The sequence below is a fragment of the Streptomyces sp. CBMA291 genome, from assembly GCF_014596525.1.
In the GTDB taxonomy this organism is placed as follows: domain Bacteria; phylum Actinomycetota; class Actinomycetes; order Streptomycetales; family Streptomycetaceae; genus Streptomyces.
This window is the reverse complement of sequence record NZ_MSJP01000044.1, coordinates 23,930-45,243: the sequence shown is the minus strand read 5'-3', so window position 1 is coordinate 45,243 and position 21,314 is coordinate 23,930. Positions and strand designations below refer to the sequence as shown.

The following is a 21,314-nucleotide window of genomic DNA, read 5'->3' as shown; positions in this document are numbered from 1 at the left end:
GGCAGGACAAGGGGAAGGGGCCCATGCCGCCGAGGGACAATCCGACTGCCCGCCAAGTCCGGTTGGGCTCTGAGCTGCGGAAACTGCGCAAGTGCGCCGGCATGACCGCACGCGATGCCGGCGGCCTGCTCTCCACCGACGCAGCCAGGATCAGCAACATAGAAGCCGGGCGCCTCGGAATCAGCGAAGATCGGATTCGCCGCCTGTTCGCCTTCTACCGATCCGACGACGACGACCTGCTGACCGCTTTGTGCGCCATCGCCATGGAGCGACGCGGAACGCATTGGTGGGATGAGTACCGAGGCATCCTCGCCCCCGGGTTTCTCGATATTGCCGAGCTCGAACACCACGCAACGAGTCTCCGATGTCTCCAGCCGATGACATTCCCCGGCGTCATGCAGACGGAGGACTACGCGCGAGCCTTGTTCGCGGGTGTCATCCCTCGGGTACCCACCGACGAGGTGGACGCACGAGTCGAGCACCGAATGCGGCGCCGCGCGATCTTCGAGCGGGACACGCCGACTCGCTTCGAAGCGATCGTGCACGAAGCTGCGCTACGAATGCGAGTGGGCGGCCGGAAGGTGGCCCGCGACCAACTCGACCATCTACTGAACGTGTCTGAGCAGGACTGGATCACACTCCGAGTGATCCCCTTCACTGCGGATCTCTTCATTGAAGCAACCCTGACGGTGATGTACGCGACCGGTGCAGTTCCACAGCTTGACACCGTTCACATCGACACGCCCTTCGGCGGTAACTTCCGCGACGCAGCCGCAGACCTCGACCGGTACCGGGCCCTGCTCGCCTTCGCCGAACAGGCTGCACTCGACCCGGACGAGTCGCGAAGTTTCATTCACCACATCGCGAGAGAACTGTGAGAAAGTCAGGAAAGAACAGCGAATTCCAGTGGCAGAAGTCGAGTTTCTCCGGGGGCGGCGGCGAGCAGTGCCTGCACATCGCCAAGAAAGACGACGCGATCATGCTCTGCGAGAGCGATGACCCGGCAACCATCATCACCACGTCGCCCGAAAAGCTCGCCGCGTTCATCGCGGGCGTCAAAGCGGGCGAGTTCGACCACTTCGTGAGCTAGCCAGGTTGCCGCCTCCCGCCATCGGCAGCTCAACCCCTCGCCCGACCCGGGCGGGGAGTTCTGCATATGCCAGCCTGCATGCTTGTACCGGTACACACTTGCAGGCGCACCGCGTAGTGCTACGGTCGCACTCCGTCGTCACATCCCGTGGAGTCACATCCAAAGCGGCTTAAAACTCTCTGCGCACATGCCTGTTGGGAGTCGCCGTATCGTGTTTCCGCTCAGGCAGTACGACCTATTGCCGCTCTGCACTCATGGCGGCGATGGCACCACACCCAAAAGGCTGAGGAATGCACGCATTACCTGGTGTGACCAGCGGTGACGGGGCAGCTCCACCCGTCGGCCCCGCGCCGACTCAGATGACTCGCGACGATGGTTTCCTGCTCGAAGTTCTCCGCTACACCTCGGATGACGCTCCGGTGCCGACCCTCGTTCAGGACCCTCGCGTCTTCCCCACCGCCCGTGAAGCGATACAGGCGATCCGCACACAGATTCGTGCCGGGGGCGCGCTCGGCATGACCCCTGACGACATCGTGGAAGCGACCGAGAACGCACACGGCGGGCTGAGCCTGATGATCGCGTTGCTCGGTGTTGGCCAGCCTGTTTCGTTCTCGGCATCTCTTGAAAGCGGCGGGGCCGTCAAGTGGGGCGTGAAGCCCGCCCCTTACCTCGAACTGCATGTGCCTGCCCCCTGCGAGAACGCCTTGCGCCCACCGTGGCGTGCAGTGAGAGAGAGCAGGCAAGTGGGAACGACGCTGATCACCGAACACCCCGCGTGGCACACGACCGCCGAGGGCACACGCGCCCGGCTCGTCGAGCACGACGGCACCACGTGGCTGGCCACCTGGAATCACCAGCTCCAGCACCTCGGCCTACGGCCAGTCTCGGGGAATTCCCTCAGCGAGCCGCCGCCCCTCGCCTACACGTCGTCGATCGAACTCCCCGCCACCCCCACGAAAGCCGAGCCCCTGTTCGGCGAGTTGGTACGCCTCGGCACGGTCGCGCACCTCAAGAACCCTTCACTGTGGGACGCGATCGTGACGGCGATCCTCCGCCAGGTCGTGAGCGCCAAGCAGGCCGTGCGGAAGCATCAGGCGTTCTCCTCGGCGTACGGGCGCCGATTCGGCACGACGGCCGGCGAACTCGCCCTCGTGCCAAGCCCCAAGACCGTACTCGGCCTCTCGCCCGACGAGTTCGCAGCCGTCGGCACGAAGTTCAACCACACGGCGCTGTGTGCCGCAGCCGAGGCGTACCTCGACCGGGGCGAGCAGTGGTCCGCCCTCGACCCGGAAACCCTGGTCAAGGAACTCGTCCGGGTGCCCCGCATCGGCCCGTGGACCGCTGCTGCCGCAGCGGCCGACTACACCGGCGACTTCTCCGTCTACCCGCACGGCGACCTCGCCGTACGCACCTGGGCGCGCAAGGCGGCCCCAGGCCTCGGCCTCCCGGGAACCGACGGGGAGTTCGAGGACCTTTGGCGCCGATGGGCGCCGGCACGCAAGCAGCTCCACGCCCTGACCCTCTTCACTCTCACGTGGGGGAACAATGCCGTTAACGGCCACGGAGGACAGCACCGCCCCTGAACTGATCACCGGCGCCGACCCGACCCGGGTCCTCGACGCCCTGTTCGTGAACGCCCCGCTCCGCGACTACGCGCTGCGGCCCCGGACGAACGACTACACCCTGCCCGTCCTCGGGATGGCGTACATCGCCACCTACGCCCAACACGCGGGATTCAACGTCGGCTTGCTGGACGCCGAGGCACACGGCCTCGGCGTCACCGAGACCGCCCGTCTGATCAACGCCGTCCGGCCCCGGTGGGTGGGGATGAACCTGCTCGCCCCCACGTACGAGATGTCGGCCCGGATCACCGCACTGCTGGACCCCGGGATCGCGCTCATGGTCGGCGGCCACCACGCCCGCGCGATGCCCGCCCGCGTCCTCGACGACCCCCGCATGGGCAACCTGCGCGCCCTGGTCGTCGGCGAGGGCGAGACCCGGGTCGCCGCGCTGCTCGCGGACGAGCGCCGCCGCGCCGAACTGCCCGGGGTGCTGTGGCGCGACCGGCTGCTCGGCACCCACGCCGCCGGTTATCGCGCGCGGCGACACCGCCCACTGGCTGAGCCCGGACATCGACGCCCTGCCGCTCGTGAACCGCGCCTTCCTGCCGCAGGACCCGTACGTCGCCGACGACGGCCGGACCGAGGCGAACATCGTCGGCTCGCGCGGGTGCCCGTACGACTGCGGGTTCTGCGGCGCCGCCGTCTCGGCCAACCCCGACGTGACGATCCGGCCCCGCTCACCCGAGAGCATCGTCGCCGAGCTCGACCATCTGCACGAGACCCACGGGACGACCGCGTACCGGTTCGTCGACGACCTGTTCCTCGGCGCCAAGCGCGTGATCGTCCCGCAGATGGAGGCGTTCACCCGGCACCGGATCGGCGACCGGTGCCGGGTGGGACGCCACGGGGCGGATCAACGTACTCGACCGCCTCGACGACGCCATGCTCGACATGCTCAAGGCGAACGGGCTGCGCGAGGTCGCCCTCGGCATCGAGTCGGGCAGCGACCGGGTGCTCGCCGGAATGGACAAGCGGATCACGGCGGAGATGACCGAGAAGGTCGCCGCCCGGCTGCTCGCCCGCGGCATCGGCGTGAAGGGGTACTTCATCCTCGGGTACCCGGGGGAAGAGCAGGCGGATCTCGACGCCACCGTGCGCCACATCCACACCCTGTGGAACATCACCGACCAGTACGGCTCCGGCCGCTTCCGGGCGAGCGTGTTCGAGTTCCGGCCCTACCCCGGTACACCGGTCTGGCAGCGGCTCACCGCCGCCGGGTACGAGCCCGACGCCCTGCTCGCGTACTCCGACGTCGACCTCACCGCCGCCGGTGCCGACGAGTCCATGCGGCAGCGCGACGAGTTCAACTTCTCCGTCGGCCTCCAGTTCGGGACCGTCCCCCTGCCCACCCTGCGGGCGACACTCGCCCGGCTGACCCGCGAGCAGCACGACCGCAACCGCCCGGGGGTCGTCGCATGACCGCGTACCCCGGCGTGTTCCTCACCCTCGACGGCCCGAGCGGCGTCGGGAAGTCGACCACGGTCGCCGAACTCGGCCATCTGCTCGGCGGCCGTGTCCCCGGCGTCCACACGACGACGGAGCCCTCGGCGAGCCTGCTCGGCCGCTTCACCCGGGCCGAGGCCGACCGCGTCCACGGACACGCCCTCGCCTGTCTCGTCGCCGCCAACCGCTACGAACACATCGAGACCGAACTCCTCCCCCGGCTCCGGGCCGGCGAGACCGTCGTCTGCGACCGCTACCTCGCGTCGAGTCTCGTTCTCCAACCGCTCGACGGAGTCCCCGAACCGTTCGTGCTCGCGCTGAACCGGCACGTCCTGCTGCCCGACCTCGCCGTGATCCTCACCGCCGGGCCGAAGGACATCGCGGCCCGCCTCGCAGAGCGCGGCAGGCGCCACCGCTTCCACGACGACCCCGACGGACCCGCCCGCGAGGCCGCGCTCTACCACCGGGCCGCGCGGACCATGACGTCCCTCGGCGTCGAGGTGCTCGTACTCGACTCCACCCACGCCACCCCCACGGACGTAGCGAAGCGAATCGCCGACGCCATACCCCGGCACGGCGGTAGCGTCGAACCGCCGCACCCGCACCCGCACCCGCACCCGCACCCGCACCCGCACCCGCACCCGCACCCGCACGACGACCCCACGGTGACCCCATGAACGCAACACCCGCGACCCCCGTGATCGACACGCACGTGATCCTGCGCGACGGCGACAAGGTGCTGCTGTCGCAGCGCGGCGGCCCGTACGGTCACGGCCGCTGGCACGCCCCCTCCGGCAAACTCGACACCAGCGAACCGCTCACCACCGGCGCCGCGCGCGAACTGCGCGAGGAGACCGGCGTCGAGGTCGACCCCGGACACCTGCGGCTCGTGCACGTCGTCCACCACCGGCAGAGCCCCGGGACCGAGCGGATCGGCCTGTTCTTCGAGGCCACCGAATGGCAGGGCGAACCCGTCAACCGCGAGCCCGACAAGTGCCTCGACCTGCGCTGGTGGGCCGTACACGACCTGCCCGAAGACATCATCGAGTACCCGGCCGCCGGCCTGCTCGGCTACCTCGACGGCGGCGAACCACTCACCGAACACGGCTGGTCGTAGCCCACGACCGAAACCCGGGAACCTCGTCCCCCGGCCCCGGAAAACACTTCGGGCCCAAGCCAGAAACCTTCTGACCTGGGCCCGATTCGGTAGGCCGTGTGGGACTCGAACCCACAACCAATGGATTAAAAGTCCACTGCTCTGCCAATTGAGCTAACGGCCCCTGCACGAGGGCACCCGTGCAGCATAGCCCGAGAGGCTGCCGGAACCGATCGGGTATCCGACACGGGGTGGAGGGCGCGCCGCGTAGTGAGGTCGGCCGTCATCCGGTGCGGAGCGGAGGGCGCGCCGCGCCCGGGGGCACCTGGGCGCGGGAGCGGGACGGCGCACCCCGCGCCCAGGTGCGGGCCTCGCCCCATCCCACGGCTCGACCCACCCCTCAGGACAGCGAAGCGAACGTGTTCCATCCCCCCGTGCCGACAAGGGTTCGGGTCGTGAAGGACGGGCCGTTGTAGCGCCACAGGCGGCCTGCGGTGTCGCGGGTCAGGAGGTCGGGGCGGGCGTCGCCCGTCAGGTCGCCCGCGCCGGTGACGGCGGTGAAGGCGCCCCAGCCCGTCTTGGTCCGGGCGGTGACCCCGCCCGTGGCCGTCGCGTGGTACTTCCACAGGACTCCGGCGGTGTCCAGGCCGAGCAGGTCGCCCCTGCGGTCGCCGTTCAGGTCTCCGACTCCGATGATCCGCTTGTACGTCTTCCAGTTCGTGCCGATCCGCACCCGGGCCTTGAGACGGTGGTCCGCCGTGCCGCCGTAGAAGTACATGTCCCCCGTCGACGCCTGACGCGCCACCAGGTCCGCGTATCCGTCGCCGTTCATGTCCCCGGGCGAGGTCAGCTGGTCGTACTGCTTCCAGCCCGAACCGATCACCGTGTACGGCGATGACGGGGTCAGGACCTTGCCGCAGCCGGGCCGGTAGGCGCGCAGCTGGTCGCCCTGGCGTACCAGGACGTCCGGGCAGCGGTCGCCGTTGACGTCGCCGAACGGGACGAGCAGCGTAGCGGCGGCGAAGCGGGCGGTGGAGCCCGCCACCCGGCCGGAGAGGGCGCCCGTGCCCGTGCCCCGGTACAGGGAGACCACCCCGGTCTTGTCCATGACCAGCAGATCGCCGAAGCCGTCCTCGCCCACCAGGTCGTGCCAGACGGGGGTGCCGCCGGTGACGGCCACGGTCCCGGAGAACGTCAGGTCGGGGCCCCGGCCGTCGGCGGGCTTCGCCCACAGCGTCCAGGTGTAGGCGCCGTTCACCGCCGGGCGGCCGGACGCGTCCTTGCCGTTCCAGAGCGCGCCGAGCCGCCCCCGGGCCTCGTTCCCGCCGTACGTGCGCAGCACCGTCCCGGTCGCCTTGTGGCGGAGCGTCAGCTGCCAGATCGACACGGGCTTCGACAGCGGCCAGGAGGCCTTCCAGTCGGTCGCCGCCCGCAGCGTGCCGGGCGCGCCCGTGCCGACCGTGGTCAGGTCGGAGGCGGGGACGCCCGGCCACATGACATGGACGAGGTCGGCGGTGTCCTTGTACGCGATGCCGCCGCCGAACCGGTCCACCGCCCAGCTCTCCCGGCGCCCGCCCGGCACCGGCGTGGTGCTGGGCAGGGTGCTCGTCACGGCCCGCCCGGAGGAGACGTCGACCAGCCGGAGGTACGAGGAGTACTGGTCCACGTAGTAGCCGTCGCCGAGGAGACCGCCCGTGCCGTACGAGGCGGGCAGCGCGATCCGGGCGCCGCTCCGCAGATCGACGACGCCCTGCTTCGCGTACGCCCCGCAGGCCCAGTAGAGCCAGCGTCCGCCCGCCGTCTGGAGTTCCGTCAGGGGGCAGCCGGAGCCGGTCGCGATCTTGCCGAGGTCCTTGCCGGTGGTCAGGTCCTTGCGGGCGACCTCGCCGCCCGTCCCCGTACCGGTGAACAGGGTGTCGCCCCACAGCGCCGCCGCCGTCTGCGCCTGCCGGGACACGGTCCTCGCCGCCTCCGTGTCGACGACGAGCGTCTCGCCGCCCGCGACGAGCTGCCCCGCCGCCGGGGTCCCGGTCTGGAAGACCGCCCACCGCCCGAAGGCGTCGGCGATCCGGCCGTCCTGTCCGACGGGGACCCGGACGGTCCTGCCGTCGACGGTACGGGCGACGACGGCACGCCCGGCGGCCGGGAGGCGCGGGAAGGAGACCGTACGTCCGTCGCCGCCGTCGAAGAGCGGGGTCGGCAGCCGTTCGGCGCCCGGCTCCGCGCCCTGCCACGCCGGGGCGGACTGCCCGGTCCGCACCGGGCCGACCGGCAGCGTCCGGCCGTAGAAGCCGGGGCCCTTGGGGCCGTCCTGCTCCAGGGTCGTGAGCCGTCCTCCGCCGAGCGCGATCCCGTCGGTGCGCACCGGCAGCGGGTCGATGCGGCGCAGCTTCTCCAGGGCGGGGGCGCCGCCGTTCTTGCCGGGCTGGATCCTGAAGAGCGCCCAGTCGGTGGCGGATGCGCCGCCGACGACGGCCGCCCCGCCGCCCGCGATCTGGGTCAACCCGCCCTCGGCGCCGCCGAGGAGCTTCTGCGTACGCCCGTCGGGGTGGAGCGCGAGGAGCGTACGGGTCAGGGCGGGGCCGGGGGTGTCGCCGAGGGCGAGGACCCATTCGCCGACGAGGCCGATACGGGAGGGGGACAGGCCCCCGGGGAGCGACAGGAGCCGCTCCGCGCCGGTCGGGGCGGTCCGTTCGCGCAGGTGCGCGACACGGTCGCCGTCCACCCAGACGAGCCTGTCGGGGCTGACGGCGACCGCGCCGACCTCCGCCCCCGCGGGCATGGGCAGGACGGTCAGGGCGCCGGTCCGCAGGTCGACGAGACCGAGGTCGGTGGCGTCGGAGGAGCCCGCCGCGCGTCCGAAGCGGAGGACGGCCGCCGTGCCGTCGCCCGCGACGAGCCGCGCGGTGGCGGGCCTGGCGTCGGCGGGCCAGCCGGTGACGGGGACGGGGGGCGCGGCCGGGTCGTCGGCGCGGGTGAGGAGGAAGCCGGTGGCGGTCCCGGGGGCCTCGGCGGAGGCGTATTCCCGGAAGAGGACCGTCTCGCCCAGCAGTGCCTGGTAGCGCGCGTTCGGGGGGACGGCCAGGGGGCGTTGGGCACCGGTGGTCAGATCGCGGAGCGCGGGGGCGCCGCTCTGGGTGACGTACGCGTACCGGCCGCCGGTGCCGAACTCGGCGAAGTCCCCGAAGGCGGAGCCGGTCGAGCCCGTGCCCGTGGCGCCCGCGCCCGTGCCGAGCGTCACGCTGCCGCCCGTCGCGAAGTCGGTCCACTCCAGCGGGGCGCCCGTGCGCCCGTCGGCCGGTTCGGGCGTGTGGGCGTAGCCGGTCGGGCCGACGGCGGCGACGGTGTCGTGCCGGGGTTCGGTCCGCAGGCTCGGGGTGATGTCCAGCCGTTCGACCCCGGCGGTCTGCGCGGCCATCGTGGGCTGCCCGAGGGCGGCTCCGGAGGCGAGCAGCGCGGTGGTGAGGACGGCGATGCGCGCACGGGGCCGCCGCACGCTGACGAAACGAGACAAAGAGGGGTCCCTCCCCGGGGCGGCCCGCGATGCGGGTGCGGAGGGGGTCCTCGCAGCCCGCGATACGGGATGCGGGGAGGAGTCCTCGCCGGGCCCCTGGCCGGCACTTCCCCCCGCGTCGACCGGCTGAGCGTATACCTCCGTACAGGGGTACGAATCAGGGCCCGTACGACACGAGGTCGTACGGGCCCTGTTCCGTCAGGTCAGTGGCGCTCAGCCGTTGCGCTTCCAGCGCGGCTTGTCGTCGCGGCGGCCGAAGGAGCCGCCGGTCGAGCCGGTGCCGCGGTGGTCGTCACGACGGCCGTAGGGGCGGTCGCCGCCACTGGAGCGGAAGCCGCCCGCGGGGCGGTCGTCACGACGGTCGCGGTTGAACGGACGGTCGCTGCCACGGTGGCCGCCGGCGGGGCGGTCGTCGCGGCGCTCGAAGGAACGGCCGCCGCGGTCGCCGCCACGGTCGTCACGGTTGAAGCCACCGGAGGGGCGGTCGTCACGGTTGAAGCCACCCGAGGGGCGGTCGTCACGACGGAAGCCACCGGAGGGGCGGTCGTCACGACGCTCGAAGGAACGGCCACCACGGTCGCCGCCACGGTCGTCACGGTTGAAGCCACCGGAGGGGCGGTCGTCGCGACGGAAGCCACCGGAGGGGCGGTCGCCGCCACGGAAACCACCACGGTCGCCACCGCGGTCGTCACGGTTGAAGCCACCCGAGGGGCGGTCGTCGCGACGGAAGCCACCGGAGGGGCGGTCGCCGCCACGGAAACCACCACGGTCACCGCCGCGGTCGTCACGGTTGAAACCACCCGAGGGGCGGTCGTCACGACGGAAGCCACCGGACGGACGGTCACCGCCACGGAAACCACCACGGTCGCCACCGCGGTCACCGCCACGGAAGCCACCGCGGTCGCCACGGTCGTCGCGGTCGTCACGGCGGAAGCCGCCACGGTCACGGCGCTCGTAGTTGCCCCGCTCGTCACGGGCCGGGCGCTCCTCGCGGCGCTGCTCCTCCTGGCGCGCGGCACGCTCGGCCTCGACGGCGGCGGCGGCGACCTCGGCCTCGGCGGCCTCGGTCACCTCGGCGACGGCGGCCTCGGGGTCCTCGCCACGCTCACGGGCGGCGCGGGCCACCAGACGGTCGGCCTCCTCGCGCAGCTCGACGGCACGGCGCTGGAGGCGCTCAAGCTGCTTGGTCAGGTCGACGACCTCGCGCTCGGCCTGCTTGGCCGAGTTGTTCGCCGAGTCGGCCTGGACCTCGGTCAGCGAACGGGCGCCGGTGATCTCGGCGACCTCGGGGTCGAACGCGCCGGCACCGCCGACGATGTGGCGCGAGGCGTCGACGCCCGCGTCCTCCATCAGCCGGAAGATCTGACGGCGCTGGTGCGGCAGGGCCAGGGAGACCACGACACCGGAGCGGCCGGCGCGGGCGGTACGGCCCGAGCGGTGCAGGTAGTCCTTGTGGTCGCCCGCCGGGTCCACGTTGAGGACCAGGTCGATGCCGTCGACGTGGATGCCTCGGGCGGCGACGTCGGTCGCGACGAGCGCGTTGACGTAGCCCTCCTTGAAGTCGGCGAGGGTCCGCGTACGGGCGCCCTGGGTCATGCCGCCGTGCAGCGCGTCGGCCTTCACACCGGCGTCGCGGAGCTGCTCGGCGATGCGGTCGGCGCCCAGCTGGGTGCGGACGAAGATGATGGTGCGGCCCTTGCGGGCGGCGATGGCGGCGGTGACCGGCGCCTTGTCCTTCGGCTTCACGACGAGGACGTGGTGGGTCATCGTGGTGACGGCACCGGCGGACGGGTCGACCTCGTGCGTGATCGGGTCCACCAGGTAGCGCTTCACCAGGGTGTCGATCTCGTTCTCCAGGGTGGCGGAGAAGAGGAGACGCTGGCCGCCCTCGGGGACCTGGTCGAGCAGCTCGGTGACCTCGGGCAGGAAGCCCAGGTCGGCCATCTGGTCGGCCTCGTCGAGGACCGCGATCCGGACCTGCTCCAGGGAGCAGGCGCCGCGGTTGATGATGTCGCGCAGACGGCCCGGGGTGGCGACGAGGATGTCGACGCCGCGCTCCAGGGCGTAGATCTGGTTGCCCATGGACGTACCGCCGCAGACGACCTTCATCTTGAGGCCGAGCACGTCGCCGTAGGGCTGGAGGGCGTCCGCGACCTGCATCGCCAGCTCACGGGTCGGGGTGAGGATGACGCCGCGGGGCTTCTTCTTCTCGGTGTGCCCGTCGGCCAGGGTGGCGAGCAGCGGCAGACCGAAGGAGAGGGTCTTGCCGGAGCCGGTACGGCCGCGGCCGAGGATGTCCTTGCCGGCCAGGGCGTCCGGGATGGTCGCCGCCTGGATCGGGAAGGGGGTGGTCACGCCGTTCTGCGCGAGCTTGCGCACGATGCCCTCGGGCAGACCCAGGTCACCGAAGGTGAGGGTCGGCTCGGCGGGCTCCTCGTCGGCCTCGGCGTCGATGTCGGCGTCGACGTCCGCGACGGCCGCCTCGATGTCGGCGACGGTGTCGGCGTCGACATCCGTGTCGATCTTGATGTCGAGGGTGTCGGCCTCGGTCTCGACGGTGTCGGTGGCCTCGGCGGCCTCGACGATCTCGTCGTTCTCGGGCATGACGGCGTGGTCAGAACTGAAAATGGACATGCGAAATGCGAAACCTTCCGGAGTCTCGGCACGCGCCCGTCAACTCCGTGATTTCGCACACGACCGCCTCAATGCGGTCAGCCACGGCTAGGGAGAGTACGCGCCACACGGCGCTCTTCTGTTTCGGCGCCGGGCAATGGGATCAAACGATCTACTACCATACGCACCCTCCCCCGCCTATGGCAAATCGGGCCGCCTCACACCGGTCCGACCTGCGGAGACGCCATCGGCTCCAGGGGTTCGCCGAACTCTTCGATCACCCGCAGCGCACCCATCTGGGTGCCCGCCCCGGTCTGCGGCGGCTCGGTCGGATTCGAGGTCGGCTCGGGCGTCGGCTCGGGTGACGGAACCGTCGGCTCCGGGGTCGGCTCGGCGGTCGGCGCGGTCGGCTCCGGGGGTGGCGTGGTCCCGCCGCCGCCGGAGCCGCCACCGGTCCCGGTGCCTCCGCCGCTCCCGCCGCCGGTGACGCTCCCCACGGGCCCGCCCGTGCCCGCGCCCGGGTTCTCGTGGCCGACCGTCGGCTTGGGTTTCGGCGTGACGCCCGGCCGCTCGACCGGCACCCCCACGATCACGGAGGGGTACTCCGTGTCCGTGGGGGAGCCGCTGGGCACCGGGGACGCCGAATCGGCTCCGGTCACCTCGGGCCCGGTCTGGCCCGTCGGCCCCTCCCACGATCCGGTGTCGCCGCCCGCCGTGCCCTCGCCCACGGGCCCCGCCGACGCACCCCGCTTCACACCGGACGTGCCGGGCGTCGGCTTCGCCCCCTCGTCGCTCACGCTCATACAGCCGCTCAGACCGGCGCAGGCGGCGACGGCCAGCGCGGCGGCGGCCCATCTCACCGGGGTGGGCAAAGGGCGCATGGGGGGCACCTCCAGGACACAACGGGCAGGAAACGCAACGCGTCACCCTGCCCAACTCCCCGGCCACCACAAGGGACACGCCCGAAACGAGCCGCACCCACGCCCGATCAGCGGCGACCCGGGGCACACCAGCCCGACCGGACGGCCGCACCGCACCCCGCCGACCGGGTGGCGGCCCCATCCCGTCGGCCACCGGTCGGCCGCACCGGCGCCCCGTCGACCGCATCCCGTCGACCGTGACCCGTCGACCGTGACCCGTCGACCGCGGCCGGTCAGCCGTGGCCGGTCAGCCGTAGCCGAGCGCGTGCAGCCGTTCGTCGTCGATGCCGAAGTGGTGGGCGATCTCGTGGACCACGGTGATCTCGGTCTCCGCCACGACGTCCTCGCGGGACTCGCACATCCGCAGTGTCGGCCCCCGGTAGATGGTGATCCGGTCCGGGAGCACCCCGGCGTACCACTCGCCCCGCTCGGTCAGCGGGGTCCCTTCGTAGAGCCCGAGCAGCTCGGGATCGTCAGGGGAGGGCTCGTCCTCGACGAACACCGCGACGTTGTCCATCAGCCGGGTCAACTCCGGCGGAATCCGGTCCAGCGCCTCGGCGACAAGCTCCTCGAACTCCTCGCGCGTCATCTCCAGCACGCCCCCATTCTCCCCCCGCCGGAATCCGTTTTGGCGATAGCGCCCGGCATCCCATATGCTTCTCACGTCCCCGACGCGCTGAGAAGCGCGCAGGTGAGCCTCTAGCCCTCATCGTCTAGTGGCCCAGGACGCCGCCCTTTCAAGGCGGTAGCACGGGTTCGAATCCCGTTGGGGGCACGTATTACCGTGTGCGAGACTAGTGCTCGCACATCGCAAGGTCCTGTGGAGCAGTTGGTTAGCTCGCCACCCTGTCAAGGTGGAGGTCGCGGGTTCAAGTCCCGTCAGGATCGCAGGAGCCGGAAACGGTTCCGTGGCTGGGTAGCTCAGTTGGTACGAGCGATCGCCTGAAAAGCGATAGGTCGCCGGTTCGACCCCGGCCCCAGCCACAAGCAGAGAAGGCCCCGTTCGAAAGAACGGGGCCTTCTTCGTTTCCCGGGTTTCCCGAACGGCACCCTTACGGGGACATCCCGCGAGGGACCTCCCCGTAAGGGCCCCGCCCTCAGGCTTCTTCCCGCTCCCCCTTACGGCTCCCCCGCCGGCCCCGTACCGCCAGGACCGCCGCCACCACGGCCACGACCGCGACGAGCAGCGCCCAGTCCGGGACCGCGCGGCCGAGCGAGGCCACCCGCTCCTCCACCGCGAACGACGTGTCCACCGAGAGCGGACCGGGCAGCGCGGTCGTCCCGTCGAAGACCAGGAACAGCACCCCGAGGGCCACGAAGAACAGCCCCGAGAGCAGCGACGTGGAGTGCAGGGTGAACCGGCCGAGCCGCAGCGGGCGCCCCCGCAGCCAGGAGCGGCGCCCCAGGTCGTACCGCTCCCAGAGCAGCGCGAGGACGAACAGCGGGACCGCCATCCCCAGCGCGTACACCGCGAGCAGCAGCCCCCCGTAGGCCGGGCTGCCGCTCAGCGCCGCCACCGTCAGGACGCTGCCCAGGATGGGGCCCGCGCAGAACCCGGCCAGGCCGTAGACCAGACCGAGGGCGTACACGGAGAGCGCCGACGTGGGCCGGATGCGGCCGCTCGTCTCGGCGATCCGGCGCGAGGCGAAGCCCAGGCCAAGGATCTGGAGGACGCCCAGACCGATGATCAGCCAGCCGCCCGCCGTGACCAGCAGGTCCCGGTGCCCGTAGAAGAGCCGGCCCGCGAAGGAACCGGCCGTGCCGAGCGGGACCAGCGTGGTCGCGAGCCCCGCGTAGAGGATGCCGGTCCGCGCCACCAGCTTCGCGCGCGTGTCGATGGAGTACGCGAAGAAGGCCGGGAGCAACAGGGCGCTGCACGGGCTGAGCAGGGCGAGCAGCCCGCCGAGGAAGGCGGCGAAGTAGCCGATGCCGGAGGTCATCGCCCGGCCCCGGACGGCGTCGCGGACGCCTCGCCGTCCCCGGATGCCTCGCCGTCCCCGGACGCCCCTGCCGCTCCGGACGCCCCGGCGGGCTTGGACGCCTCGGCCGTCTTCGCCGCCGCCTCGATGGCCTCGGCGAAGGTCTCCACCGGGTGGGCGCCCGCCAGGGGGCGGCCGTTGATCAGGAAGGACGGGGTGGAGTTCACCTCAAGCGAGTAGCCCTGCTCCTGGTCGGCGCGGACGGCCGCGTGGGCCGCCTCCCCCTCGGCGTCCCGGGCGAACCGGTCCGTGTCGGGGACGCCCGCCTCCCGGGCGAGGGCGGTCAGGCGCTCCTTCCCGAAGCCCTTCTCCTTGGCGCCCTCCGCGTAGGCGGCCCGGTGGAACTCCCAGAACCGGCCCTGCTGTCCGGCCGCCCAGGAAGCGCGGGCGACGGCTTCCGACTCGGCGCCGAAGATCGGGAAGTTCCGCCACTCGATCCGCAGGACGCCCTCGTCGACGTACTTCTTCACCAGGGCCGGCTCGGTGTCCCGGGCGAACTTGCCGCAGTAGCCGCATTTGAAGTCGGCGTACTCGACGAGCACCACGGGCGCGTCGGCGCGGCCGAGGGCGAGCTTGTCGGAGGGGTCGCGGCGGGCGAACTTCTCCAGTGCGGCGTAGATCCCGGCGGCCGGGTCGGCGGAGACCTCGGCGCGGGCGGAGCCGGGGGCGGCCGGGGACGCGGGCTTGGTGGCCGTGTACGAGACGAGGCCGAGCAGCACGGCGGCGGCGGCCACCCCGGAGACGATGACGATCCGGCGGCTCCCGGCGGGCGTCTTGGCGACGCTCCTGGCGGCGGGCTTGGCGGCGGGCTTGGGCATGCGGAAGCGCTCCTGGGGTGCGGGAGGGAATGACGAACGGACGGACGGCGGAGGGCCGTCCGTCTACACCCTCAGGACAGACAGCTCCACGGGAGACGGAGGTACGCGCGCGGGTGGCTCCCGCCCCGGGGCCGCCGCCGGGGCGTCCGTACCGGAGTGCCGGACACCGGGCGCGGTCCGGTCGGCGGCGAGCGCGGGCAGCAGCTCGGCGAAGCCGTGCGCCCTCGGCGGCACGACGGGCCCCGCCGCCCCTTCCCCACCGAAACCGGACCCGTCACAACCGGGCACCCTGTCCCGGACACCCACGGGACCGTCCGTACGGACGGAGTCAGGACCGGCCGAACTGACGGAGACAGGACCGGCCGCACGGACGGCAGCAGGACCGGCCGTACGGACGGAGACAGGACCGTCCGTACGCGCGTCGACAGGACCCGCCGTACCGGCACCCGCAGGGCCCGTCATACGGGCGCTCGCAGGATCGGCCGTACGGACAGGAGCAGGACCCGCCCCACCAGCGCCGACAGGGCCCGCCGTTCGCCCGGCGGCGAGACCGCCCGTACGGACATCGGCGGGACCGCACATCACCAGGAAGCCGAGGACCAGGGCCGCGAGGGTGCCGAGGGACGTCGGCACGCGGGCCGTGCGGAACATGCGTCACCTCATCCCGGTCCGGTCGGCGTGTCCGAAATAGTACGCACCCCATGGGGTCGCGCCCCGGCCCGCCGCCCGTAAATCGGTTCGCCGGTTCTCGGCCGCAGGTGCGATCCTGGACTCCGTATGTCTACTTCCTTCGCCGCCCTCCAGTCCGTCCTGGCCGAGGTCTCGCTGCGGGACTCCCACCGGCTCGGCCGCCGTCTCGAAGGCGCCCGCCGCATCCGCAAGCCCGAGGCCCGCGCGGCCGTCCTGGACGAGATCGCCGCAGAGGCGGCCAAGGCCAAGGAACGCGTCGACGGGCGCGCCTCCCGCCTGCCCTCGATCAGCTATCCCGAACAGCTGCCCGTCTCCCAGAAGAAGGACGAGATCCTGGAGGCGATACGCGACCACCAGGTCGTGATCGTCGCCGGTGAGACGGGCTCAGGAAAGACCACGCAGATCCCGAAGATCTGTCTGGAGCTGGGCCGGGGCGTCCGGGGCATGATCGGGCACACCCAGCCCCGCAGGCTCGCCGCCCGCACGGTCGCCGAGCGGGTCGCCGAGGAGCTGCGGACCCCGCTGGGCGAGGCCGTCGGCTGGAAGGTCCGCTTCACCGACCAGGTGAACCCGGACGCGACCTTCGTGAAGCTGATGACCGACGGCATCCTGCTCGCCGAGATCCAGACCGACCGCGAGCTGCGCGCCTACGACACGATCATCATCGACGAGGCCCACGAGCGGTCCCTCAACATCGACTTCCTGCTCGGCTATCTGGCCCAGCTGCTCCCGAAGCGCCCCGACCTCAAGGTCGTGATCACCTCGGCGACCATCGACCCGGAGCGGTTCTCCCGGCACTTCGGCGACGCCCCGATCGTCGAGGTCAGCGGCCGTACGTATCCGGTCGAGGTGCGCTACAGACCACTGCTCGAAGAGGACTCGGAGGAGTCCGACCGCGACCAGATCACCGCGATCTGCGACGCCGTCGACGAACTGCGCCGGGAGGCTCCCGGCGACGTCCTGGTCTTCCTCTCCGGCGAGCGGGAGATCCGCGACACCGCCGACGCGCTGGCCAAGCGGAACCTCCCCGCCACGGAGATCCTGCCGCTCTACGCGCGCCTGTCGCACGCCGAGCAGCACCGGGTGTTCCAGGCGCACTCCGGGCGCCGGATCGTCCTCTCCACGAACGTCGCCGAGACCTCCCTGACGGTCCCCGGCATCAAGTACGTGATCGACCCGGGCACCGCCCGCATCTCCCGCTACTCGCACCGGACCAAGGTCCAGCGGCTCCCCATCGAGCCGGTCAGCCAGGCCAGCGCCAACCAGCGCAAGGGCCGCTGCGGCCGTACCTCCGACGGCATCTGCATCCGGCTCTACTCGGAGGACGACTTCCTCACCCGCCCCGAGTTCACGGACGCGGAGATCCTGCGGACGAACCTGGCCTCCGTCATCCTCCAGATGACCGCCGCCGGGCTCGGCGACATCGAGAAGTTCCCCTTCATCGACCCGCCGGACCACCGCAACATCCGGGACGGCGTCCAGCTGCTCCAGGAGCTGGGCGCGCTGAACCCGGCGGAGAAGGACCCGAAGAAGCGCCTCACCGAGCAGGGCAGGAAGCTCTCCCAGCTGCCCGTGGACCCCCGGCTCGCCCGGATGGTCCTGGAAGCCGACCGCAACGGCTGCGTCCGCGAGGTCATGGTCATCGCGGCGGCGCTCTCCATCCAGGACCCGCGCGAGCGCCCCTCCGAGAAGCAGGCGCAGGCCGATCAGCTGCACGCCCGGTTCAAGGACGAGACGAGCGACTTCCTCGCCCTGCTCAACCTGTGGCGGTACGTGCGCGAGCAGCAGAAGGAGCGCGGCTCGTCCTCGTTCCGCCGGATGTGCAAGCAGGAGTACCTGAACTTCCTGCGGATCCGCGAGTGGCAGGACATCTACGCCCAGCTGCGGACGGTCGCCAAGCAGATGGGCATCCACCTCAACGAGGAGGACGCGCCGGAGCAGTCCGTGCACGTGTCCCTGCTCTCCGGGCTGCTCTCGCACGTCGGTCTGAAGGACGTGAAGGAGTCCAAGGACGGGTCGAAGGCCAAGGAGGGGGCGAAGGACGGGCGCCGGGAGAGCCGTAACGAGTACCTGGGCGCGCGGAACGCCAAGTTCGCGATCTTCCCCGGCTCCGCGCTCTTCAAGAAGCCCCCGCGCTTCGTCATGTCCGCCGAGCTGGTGGAGACCTCCCGGCTCTGGGCCCGGGTCAACGCCCGGATCGAGCCCGAGTGGATCGAGCCGCTCGCCCAGCACCTCGTCCGCAAGACGTACAGCGAGCCGCACTGGGAGAAGGACCAGGCGGCCGTGATGGCCTTCGAGAAGGTCACCCTGTACGGCGTCCCGATCGTCGCCGACCGCAAGGTGAACTACGGGCGGATCGACCCGGAGGTCTCCCGCGACCTGTTCATCAGGAACGCGCTCGTCGAGGGCGACTGGCGGACCCACCACAAGTTCTTCGCGGACAACCGCAAGCTGCTCACCGAGGTCGAGGAGCTGGAGCACCGGGCCCGGCGCCGGGACATCCTCGTCGACGACGAGACCCTCTTCGACTTCTACGACAAGCGCGTCCCCGAGCACGTCGTCTCCGGCGCCCACTTCGACTCCTGGTGGAAGCACAAGCGCCACGAGGAGCCTGAGTTCCTCGACTTCGAGCGCGAGATGCTCATCAACGAGAAGGCCGGGGCCGTCACCAAGGACGACTACCCGGACTCCTGGCGGCAGGGACCGCTGAAGTTCCGGGTGACGTACCAGTTCGAGCCGGGCGCGGACGCCGACGGCGTGACCGTCCACATCCCGCTCCAGGTCCTGAACCAGGTCGTGGACGAGGGCTTCGAGTGGCAGATCCCGGGGCTTCGCGCCGAGGTCGTCACGGAGCTGATCCGCTCGCTGCCGAAGCCGATCCGGCGCCACTACGTGCCCGCGCCCGACTTCGCGCGCCGCTTCCTCGACACCGTGGTGCCGGTGCAGGAGCCGCTGGCGGGGGCGCTCGCCCGGGAACTCCAGCGGATGGTCGGCGTGCCCGTCACGCCCGAGGACTTCGACTGGGCCAAGGTCCCCGAGCACCTCAAGGTGACCTTCCGGATCGTCGACGAGCGGCGCCGGAAGCTGGCCGAGGCCAAGGACCTGGAGACGCTCCGGCTCCAGCTGCGCCCCAAGGCCCGCAAGGCCCTCTCCCAGGCCGCGGCGGAGGCCACGGGCGGCCGGGACGGCTCCGGGCCCTCCCTGGAGCGCACGGGCCTCAAGGACTGGACGATCGGGACCCTGACGAAGGTCTTCGAGACCCGGCGGGCCGGCCAGCCGGTGAAGGCGTACCCGGCCCTGGTGGACGAGGGCGACTCGGTGGCCGTACGGCTCTTCGACTCGGAGGCCGAGCAGGAGCGGGCGATGTGGCGGGGCACCCGCAGGCTGATCCTGCTGAACATTCCGGTGAACCCGGCGAAGTTCGCCTCGGACAAGCTGACCAACCAGCAGAAGCTGGCCCTGTCCTCGAACCCGCACGGCTCGGTCCAGGCCCTCTTCGAGGACTGCGCCACCGCCGCCGCGGACAAGCTGATCGCGGACCACGGCGGCCCCGCCTGGGACGAGGAGTCCTTCCGGAAGCTGTACGACAGGGTCCGCGCGGACCTGGTGGACACGACGGTACGGACGGTGGACCAGGTCCGTCAGGTCCTCGCGGCCTGGCAGGCGTGCGAGCGGCGCCTGAAGTCCACGAGCAGCCCGGCGCTGCTGCCGAACCTCCGGGACGTGCGGGCCCAGCTGGACTGGCTGGTGCCGGCCGGGTTCGTCACCCGTACGGGGCTGAAGCGGCTGCCCGACCTGATGCGCTATCTGGTGGCGGTGGACCGGCGGCTCCAGCAGATGCCGACCGGGGTGCAGCGGGACACCACCCGGATGGAGAAGGTCCAGGAGATGCAGGACGAGTACGCCTGGCTCCTCGAACAGCTGCCGAAGGGGCGTCCGGTGCCGTCCTCGGTGACCGACATCCGCTGGATGATCGAGGAACTGCGGGTGAGCTACTTCGCGCACGCGCTCGGCACGGCGTATCCGGTGTCGGACAAGCGGATCGTGAAGGCGATCGACGCGGCGGCTCCGTAGGGGACGGGGGCCGGGCTCCGTGGGCGGAGCCGGGCCGGGTCTCCCGAGCCGGGTCGCCGGGGCCGGGCGGGGCGGCGGGGGCGTAAGCGGATCCTCGCCGTCGGTGAGTTCGACCTGAGCCCCTGACCTGCTGTACAGTCTGACTCGCAACGAGGTCCTGTGGAGCAGTTGGTTAGCTCGCCACCCTGTCAAGGTGGAGGTCGCGGGTTCAAGTCCCGTCAGGATCGCCTCTGCGAAAGGCCCGCATCAGCTGATGCGGGCCTTTCGTCATGTCCGGAGCCTTGACGCGGCGGGGCGCCCGCCGGTACCCCGGTCTTCAGGGATTCGGGGGCCCACATCGGAGGTGTTCGCGCATGGCCGCGGCGTCCGCAGCACGGCACGACACGAGAGCACTGCTCCGCGCCCATCTGGCGGCCGCTTCGCGCTTCGGACACCTCACGCGCCACTGCGTGGTCTGTCATCGCCTTCTGCGGCTCGCCATGGAGTGCCCCGAGGGGCCGGAGGACCCGGAGCCCTGCATACGGCCGGCGGCGCCCGAGGAGGCCGAGGAGCGCGCCGGGAGGGGCGGGGACGAAAGTCCTGAGGGCCCGTGACCATCGGCGGGCCGGGGGCGCCCCGGAAGGTGGGAGGCTGTTCTGTGGCAGGGCTTCGCCAATGTGACGGGTGTCACTGAAGGAGTTTCAGAAACCGCTTCACTTACACCCTTCCTACAACGGCGCGATTTAATATGTGCAATTGCACCACCAGTCACAGGGAACGCCGCCCGCGACGGAAATACCCCCCGGAGACAAAAGAAGATCGCGCCGGACCCGGCGGAGTCCAGCGCGATCGGTGACGGAAACCTGTTGGGGCAGGAGACCGTCGGCAGAGCTAGGGGTGGGCGACCGGGTTGGGGGACCCGGACATGCCCGGCGTAACGGGTACTACAGGGTGAATGCGCGGCCTCAGGCCTCGCTGCGCTGCTGCGGAATGCCCGCCAGCAGCGCGCGGACCTCGGCCTCGCGATAGCGGCGGTGCCCACCCAGGGTGCGGATGGACGTGAGCTTCCCGGCCTTCGCCCAACGGGTCACCGTCTTCGGGTCCACACGGAACATCGTGGCAACCTCGGCAGGGGTCAGCAGCGGCTCGGCATCAGGGGTGCGAGCGGTCATGAGCGGCCTCCTCGGGAGAACCGAACCAATCTCGGTTCTTTCCTCTAAATTCTGCACCTTGACCCGCGCTGCCCGAAATGACAGAAGCGGGCCGAGTCGGTTATAGGACGAACGGCTTGTCCTCGGCACTACAACTACACCATCCGTCCAGCCACGTCGGCCAAACCGATGGAATTGCCCTCGCAGGTGTTCATCAGCGGCGGAAGTCGATGGACCATGCCATAACGGACAGTCACGCGTCTGTGACGATCAGTCACAGAGCGATCAGGAGTCCTCAGACCCCCCATAGAGTGCAATGCTGAGC

Annotated in this window: 16 protein-coding genes, 5 tRNA genes and 1 pseudogene; 13 read left to right on the top strand and 9 right to left on the bottom strand. The window is 71.2% G+C overall.

All coding sequences use genetic code 11. The annotated features are described in order from the left end of the window. Positions 1 to 23: 23 nt before the first annotated feature. From BU197_RS12495 to BU197_RS31305, 4 genes and pseudogenes are all read left to right on the top strand, one after another. Positions 24 to 878, top strand: coding sequence for a helix-turn-helix domain-containing protein (locus BU197_RS12495; RefSeq protein ID WP_188268319.1), 855 nt, complete (start codon positions 24 to 26; stop codon positions 876 to 878). Continuing rightward, positions 875 to 1,090, top strand: coding sequence for a DUF397 domain-containing protein (locus BU197_RS12490; protein WP_188268318.1), 216 nt, complete (start codon positions 875 to 877; stop codon positions 1,088 to 1,090). The genes BU197_RS12495 and BU197_RS12490 overlap by 4 nt, the downstream gene beginning before the upstream one ends. Before the next feature lie 359 nt (positions 1,091 to 1,449). Continuing rightward, positions 1,450 to 2,673, top strand: a complete 1,224-nt coding sequence (locus BU197_RS30420) for a hypothetical protein (RefSeq protein ID WP_223182995.1) — start codon at positions 1,450 to 1,452, stop codon at positions 2,671 to 2,673. Further along, a pseudogene (locus BU197_RS31305) lies at positions 2,636 to 3,043 on the top strand (cobalamin-dependent protein); the annotation flags it as partial. The gene BU197_RS30420 and the pseudogene BU197_RS31305, both read left to right, overlap by 38 nt. 346 nt (positions 3,044 to 3,389) lie before the next feature. Here the strand turns inward: BU197_RS31305 and BU197_RS31300 are convergent. Next, a complete protein-coding gene (locus BU197_RS31300; protein WP_317452125.1) occupies positions 3,390 to 3,557 on the bottom strand; it encodes a hypothetical protein in 168 nt (55 codons plus the stop codon). Positions 3,558 to 3,594: 37 nt separating this feature from the next. Between BU197_RS31300 and BU197_RS30415 the strand changes: the two genes are divergently transcribed. The 3 genes from BU197_RS30415 to BU197_RS12470 are packed head-to-tail and all read left to right on the top strand — an operon-like array spanning position 3,595 to position 5,272. After that, positions 3,595 to 4,131, top strand: a complete 537-nt coding sequence (locus BU197_RS30415) for a radical SAM protein (protein WP_223182997.1) — start codon at positions 3,595 to 3,597, stop codon at positions 4,129 to 4,131. Beyond that, positions 4,128 to 4,832, top strand: coding sequence for a dTMP kinase (locus tag BU197_RS12475; RefSeq protein WP_188268317.1), 705 nt, complete (start codon positions 4,128 to 4,130; stop codon positions 4,830 to 4,832). Before BU197_RS30415 ends, BU197_RS12475 begins: the two co-directional genes overlap by 4 nt. After that, positions 4,829 to 5,272, top strand: coding sequence for an NUDIX hydrolase (locus tag BU197_RS12470; RefSeq protein ID WP_188268316.1), 444 nt, complete (start codon positions 4,829 to 4,831; stop codon positions 5,270 to 5,272). The genes BU197_RS12475 and BU197_RS12470 overlap by 4 nt, the downstream gene beginning before the upstream one ends. A 90-nt stretch (positions 5,273 to 5,362) precedes the next feature. Here the strand turns inward: BU197_RS12470 and BU197_RS12465 are convergent. The 5 genes from BU197_RS12465 to BU197_RS12445 form a co-directional block, all read right to left on the bottom strand. After that, a tRNA-Lys gene (locus BU197_RS12465) sits at positions 5,363 to 5,435 on the bottom strand. A gap of 216 nt (positions 5,436 to 5,651) precedes the next feature. Then, positions 5,652 to 8,747: a VCBS repeat-containing protein gene (locus BU197_RS12460; protein WP_188268315.1), complete on the bottom strand. Its 3,096-nt coding sequence runs from the start codon at positions 8,745 to 8,747 to the stop codon at positions 5,652 to 5,654. Positions 8,748 to 8,978: 231 nt separating this feature from the next. Further along, positions 8,979 to 11,399 (bottom strand): DEAD/DEAH box helicase, encoded by a 2,421-nt coding sequence (locus BU197_RS12455; protein ID WP_188268314.1) that lies wholly within the window; start codon positions 11,397 to 11,399, stop codon positions 8,979 to 8,981. A gap of 197 nt (positions 11,400 to 11,596) precedes the next feature. After that, on the bottom strand, positions 11,597 to 12,259 hold the full coding sequence (locus BU197_RS12450) for a hypothetical protein (protein WP_188268313.1): 663 nt from the start codon (positions 12,257 to 12,259) through the stop codon (positions 11,597 to 11,599). A gap of 286 nt (positions 12,260 to 12,545) precedes the next feature. Then, a complete protein-coding gene (locus tag BU197_RS12445) occupies positions 12,546 to 12,896 on the bottom strand; it encodes a metallopeptidase family protein (RefSeq protein WP_030496497.1) in 351 nt (116 codons plus the stop codon). A gap of 104 nt (positions 12,897 to 13,000) precedes the next feature. Here BU197_RS12445 and BU197_RS12440 point away from each other — a divergent pair. The 3 genes from BU197_RS12440 to BU197_RS12430 all read left to right on the top strand — a co-directional run bounded on the left by BU197_RS12440 (position 13,001) and on the right by BU197_RS12430 (position 13,282). Further along, positions 13,001 to 13,073: transfer RNA gene (locus tag BU197_RS12440), tRNA-Glu, on the top strand. Between the two features lie 39 nt (positions 13,074 to 13,112). Then, positions 13,113 to 13,186 (top strand) — tRNA-Asp (locus BU197_RS12435). Positions 13,187 to 13,208: 22 nt separating this feature from the next. Beyond that, a tRNA-Phe gene (locus BU197_RS12430) sits at positions 13,209 to 13,282 on the top strand. A gap of 113 nt (positions 13,283 to 13,395) precedes the next feature. Here the strand turns inward: BU197_RS12430 and BU197_RS12425 are convergent. Both BU197_RS12425 and BU197_RS12420 read right to left on the bottom strand, forming a co-directional pair. After that, positions 13,396 to 14,238 carry a cytochrome c biogenesis CcdA family protein gene (locus BU197_RS12425; RefSeq protein ID WP_188268312.1) on the bottom strand — a complete coding sequence of 281 codons (843 nt, stop codon included), beginning with the start codon at positions 14,236 to 14,238 and terminating at the stop codon, positions 13,396 to 13,398. Then, on the bottom strand, positions 14,235 to 15,095 hold the full coding sequence (locus tag BU197_RS12420; protein ID WP_188268311.1) for a DsbA family protein: 861 nt from the start codon (positions 15,093 to 15,095) through the stop codon (positions 14,235 to 14,237). Before BU197_RS12420 ends, BU197_RS12425 begins: the two co-directional genes overlap by 4 nt. A 777-nt stretch (positions 15,096 to 15,872) precedes the next feature. Here BU197_RS12420 and hrpA point away from each other — a divergent pair. The 3 genes from hrpA (at position 15,873) to BU197_RS30410 (ending at position 20,452) form a co-directional block, all read left to right on the top strand. Next, positions 15,873 to 19,859: an ATP-dependent RNA helicase HrpA gene (gene hrpA, locus BU197_RS12415; RefSeq protein WP_188268310.1), complete on the top strand. Its 3,987-nt coding sequence runs from the start codon at positions 15,873 to 15,875 to the stop codon at positions 19,857 to 19,859. 153 nt (positions 19,860 to 20,012) lie between these two features. After that, positions 20,013 to 20,086: transfer RNA gene (locus BU197_RS12410), tRNA-Asp, on the top strand. A 42-nt stretch (positions 20,087 to 20,128) separates the two neighbouring features. Next, positions 20,129 to 20,452, top strand: a complete 324-nt coding sequence (locus BU197_RS30410) for a DUF6274 family protein (protein ID WP_411158481.1) — start codon at positions 20,129 to 20,131, stop codon at positions 20,450 to 20,452. Positions 20,453 to 20,803: 351 nt separating this feature from the next. Here the strand turns inward: BU197_RS30410 and bldC are convergent, their stop codons facing one another. Further along, a complete protein-coding gene (gene bldC, locus BU197_RS12405; RefSeq protein WP_003949541.1) occupies positions 20,804 to 21,010 on the bottom strand; it encodes a developmental transcriptional regulator BldC in 207 nt (68 codons plus the stop codon). Between the last annotated feature and the right edge of the window lie 304 nt (positions 21,011 to 21,314).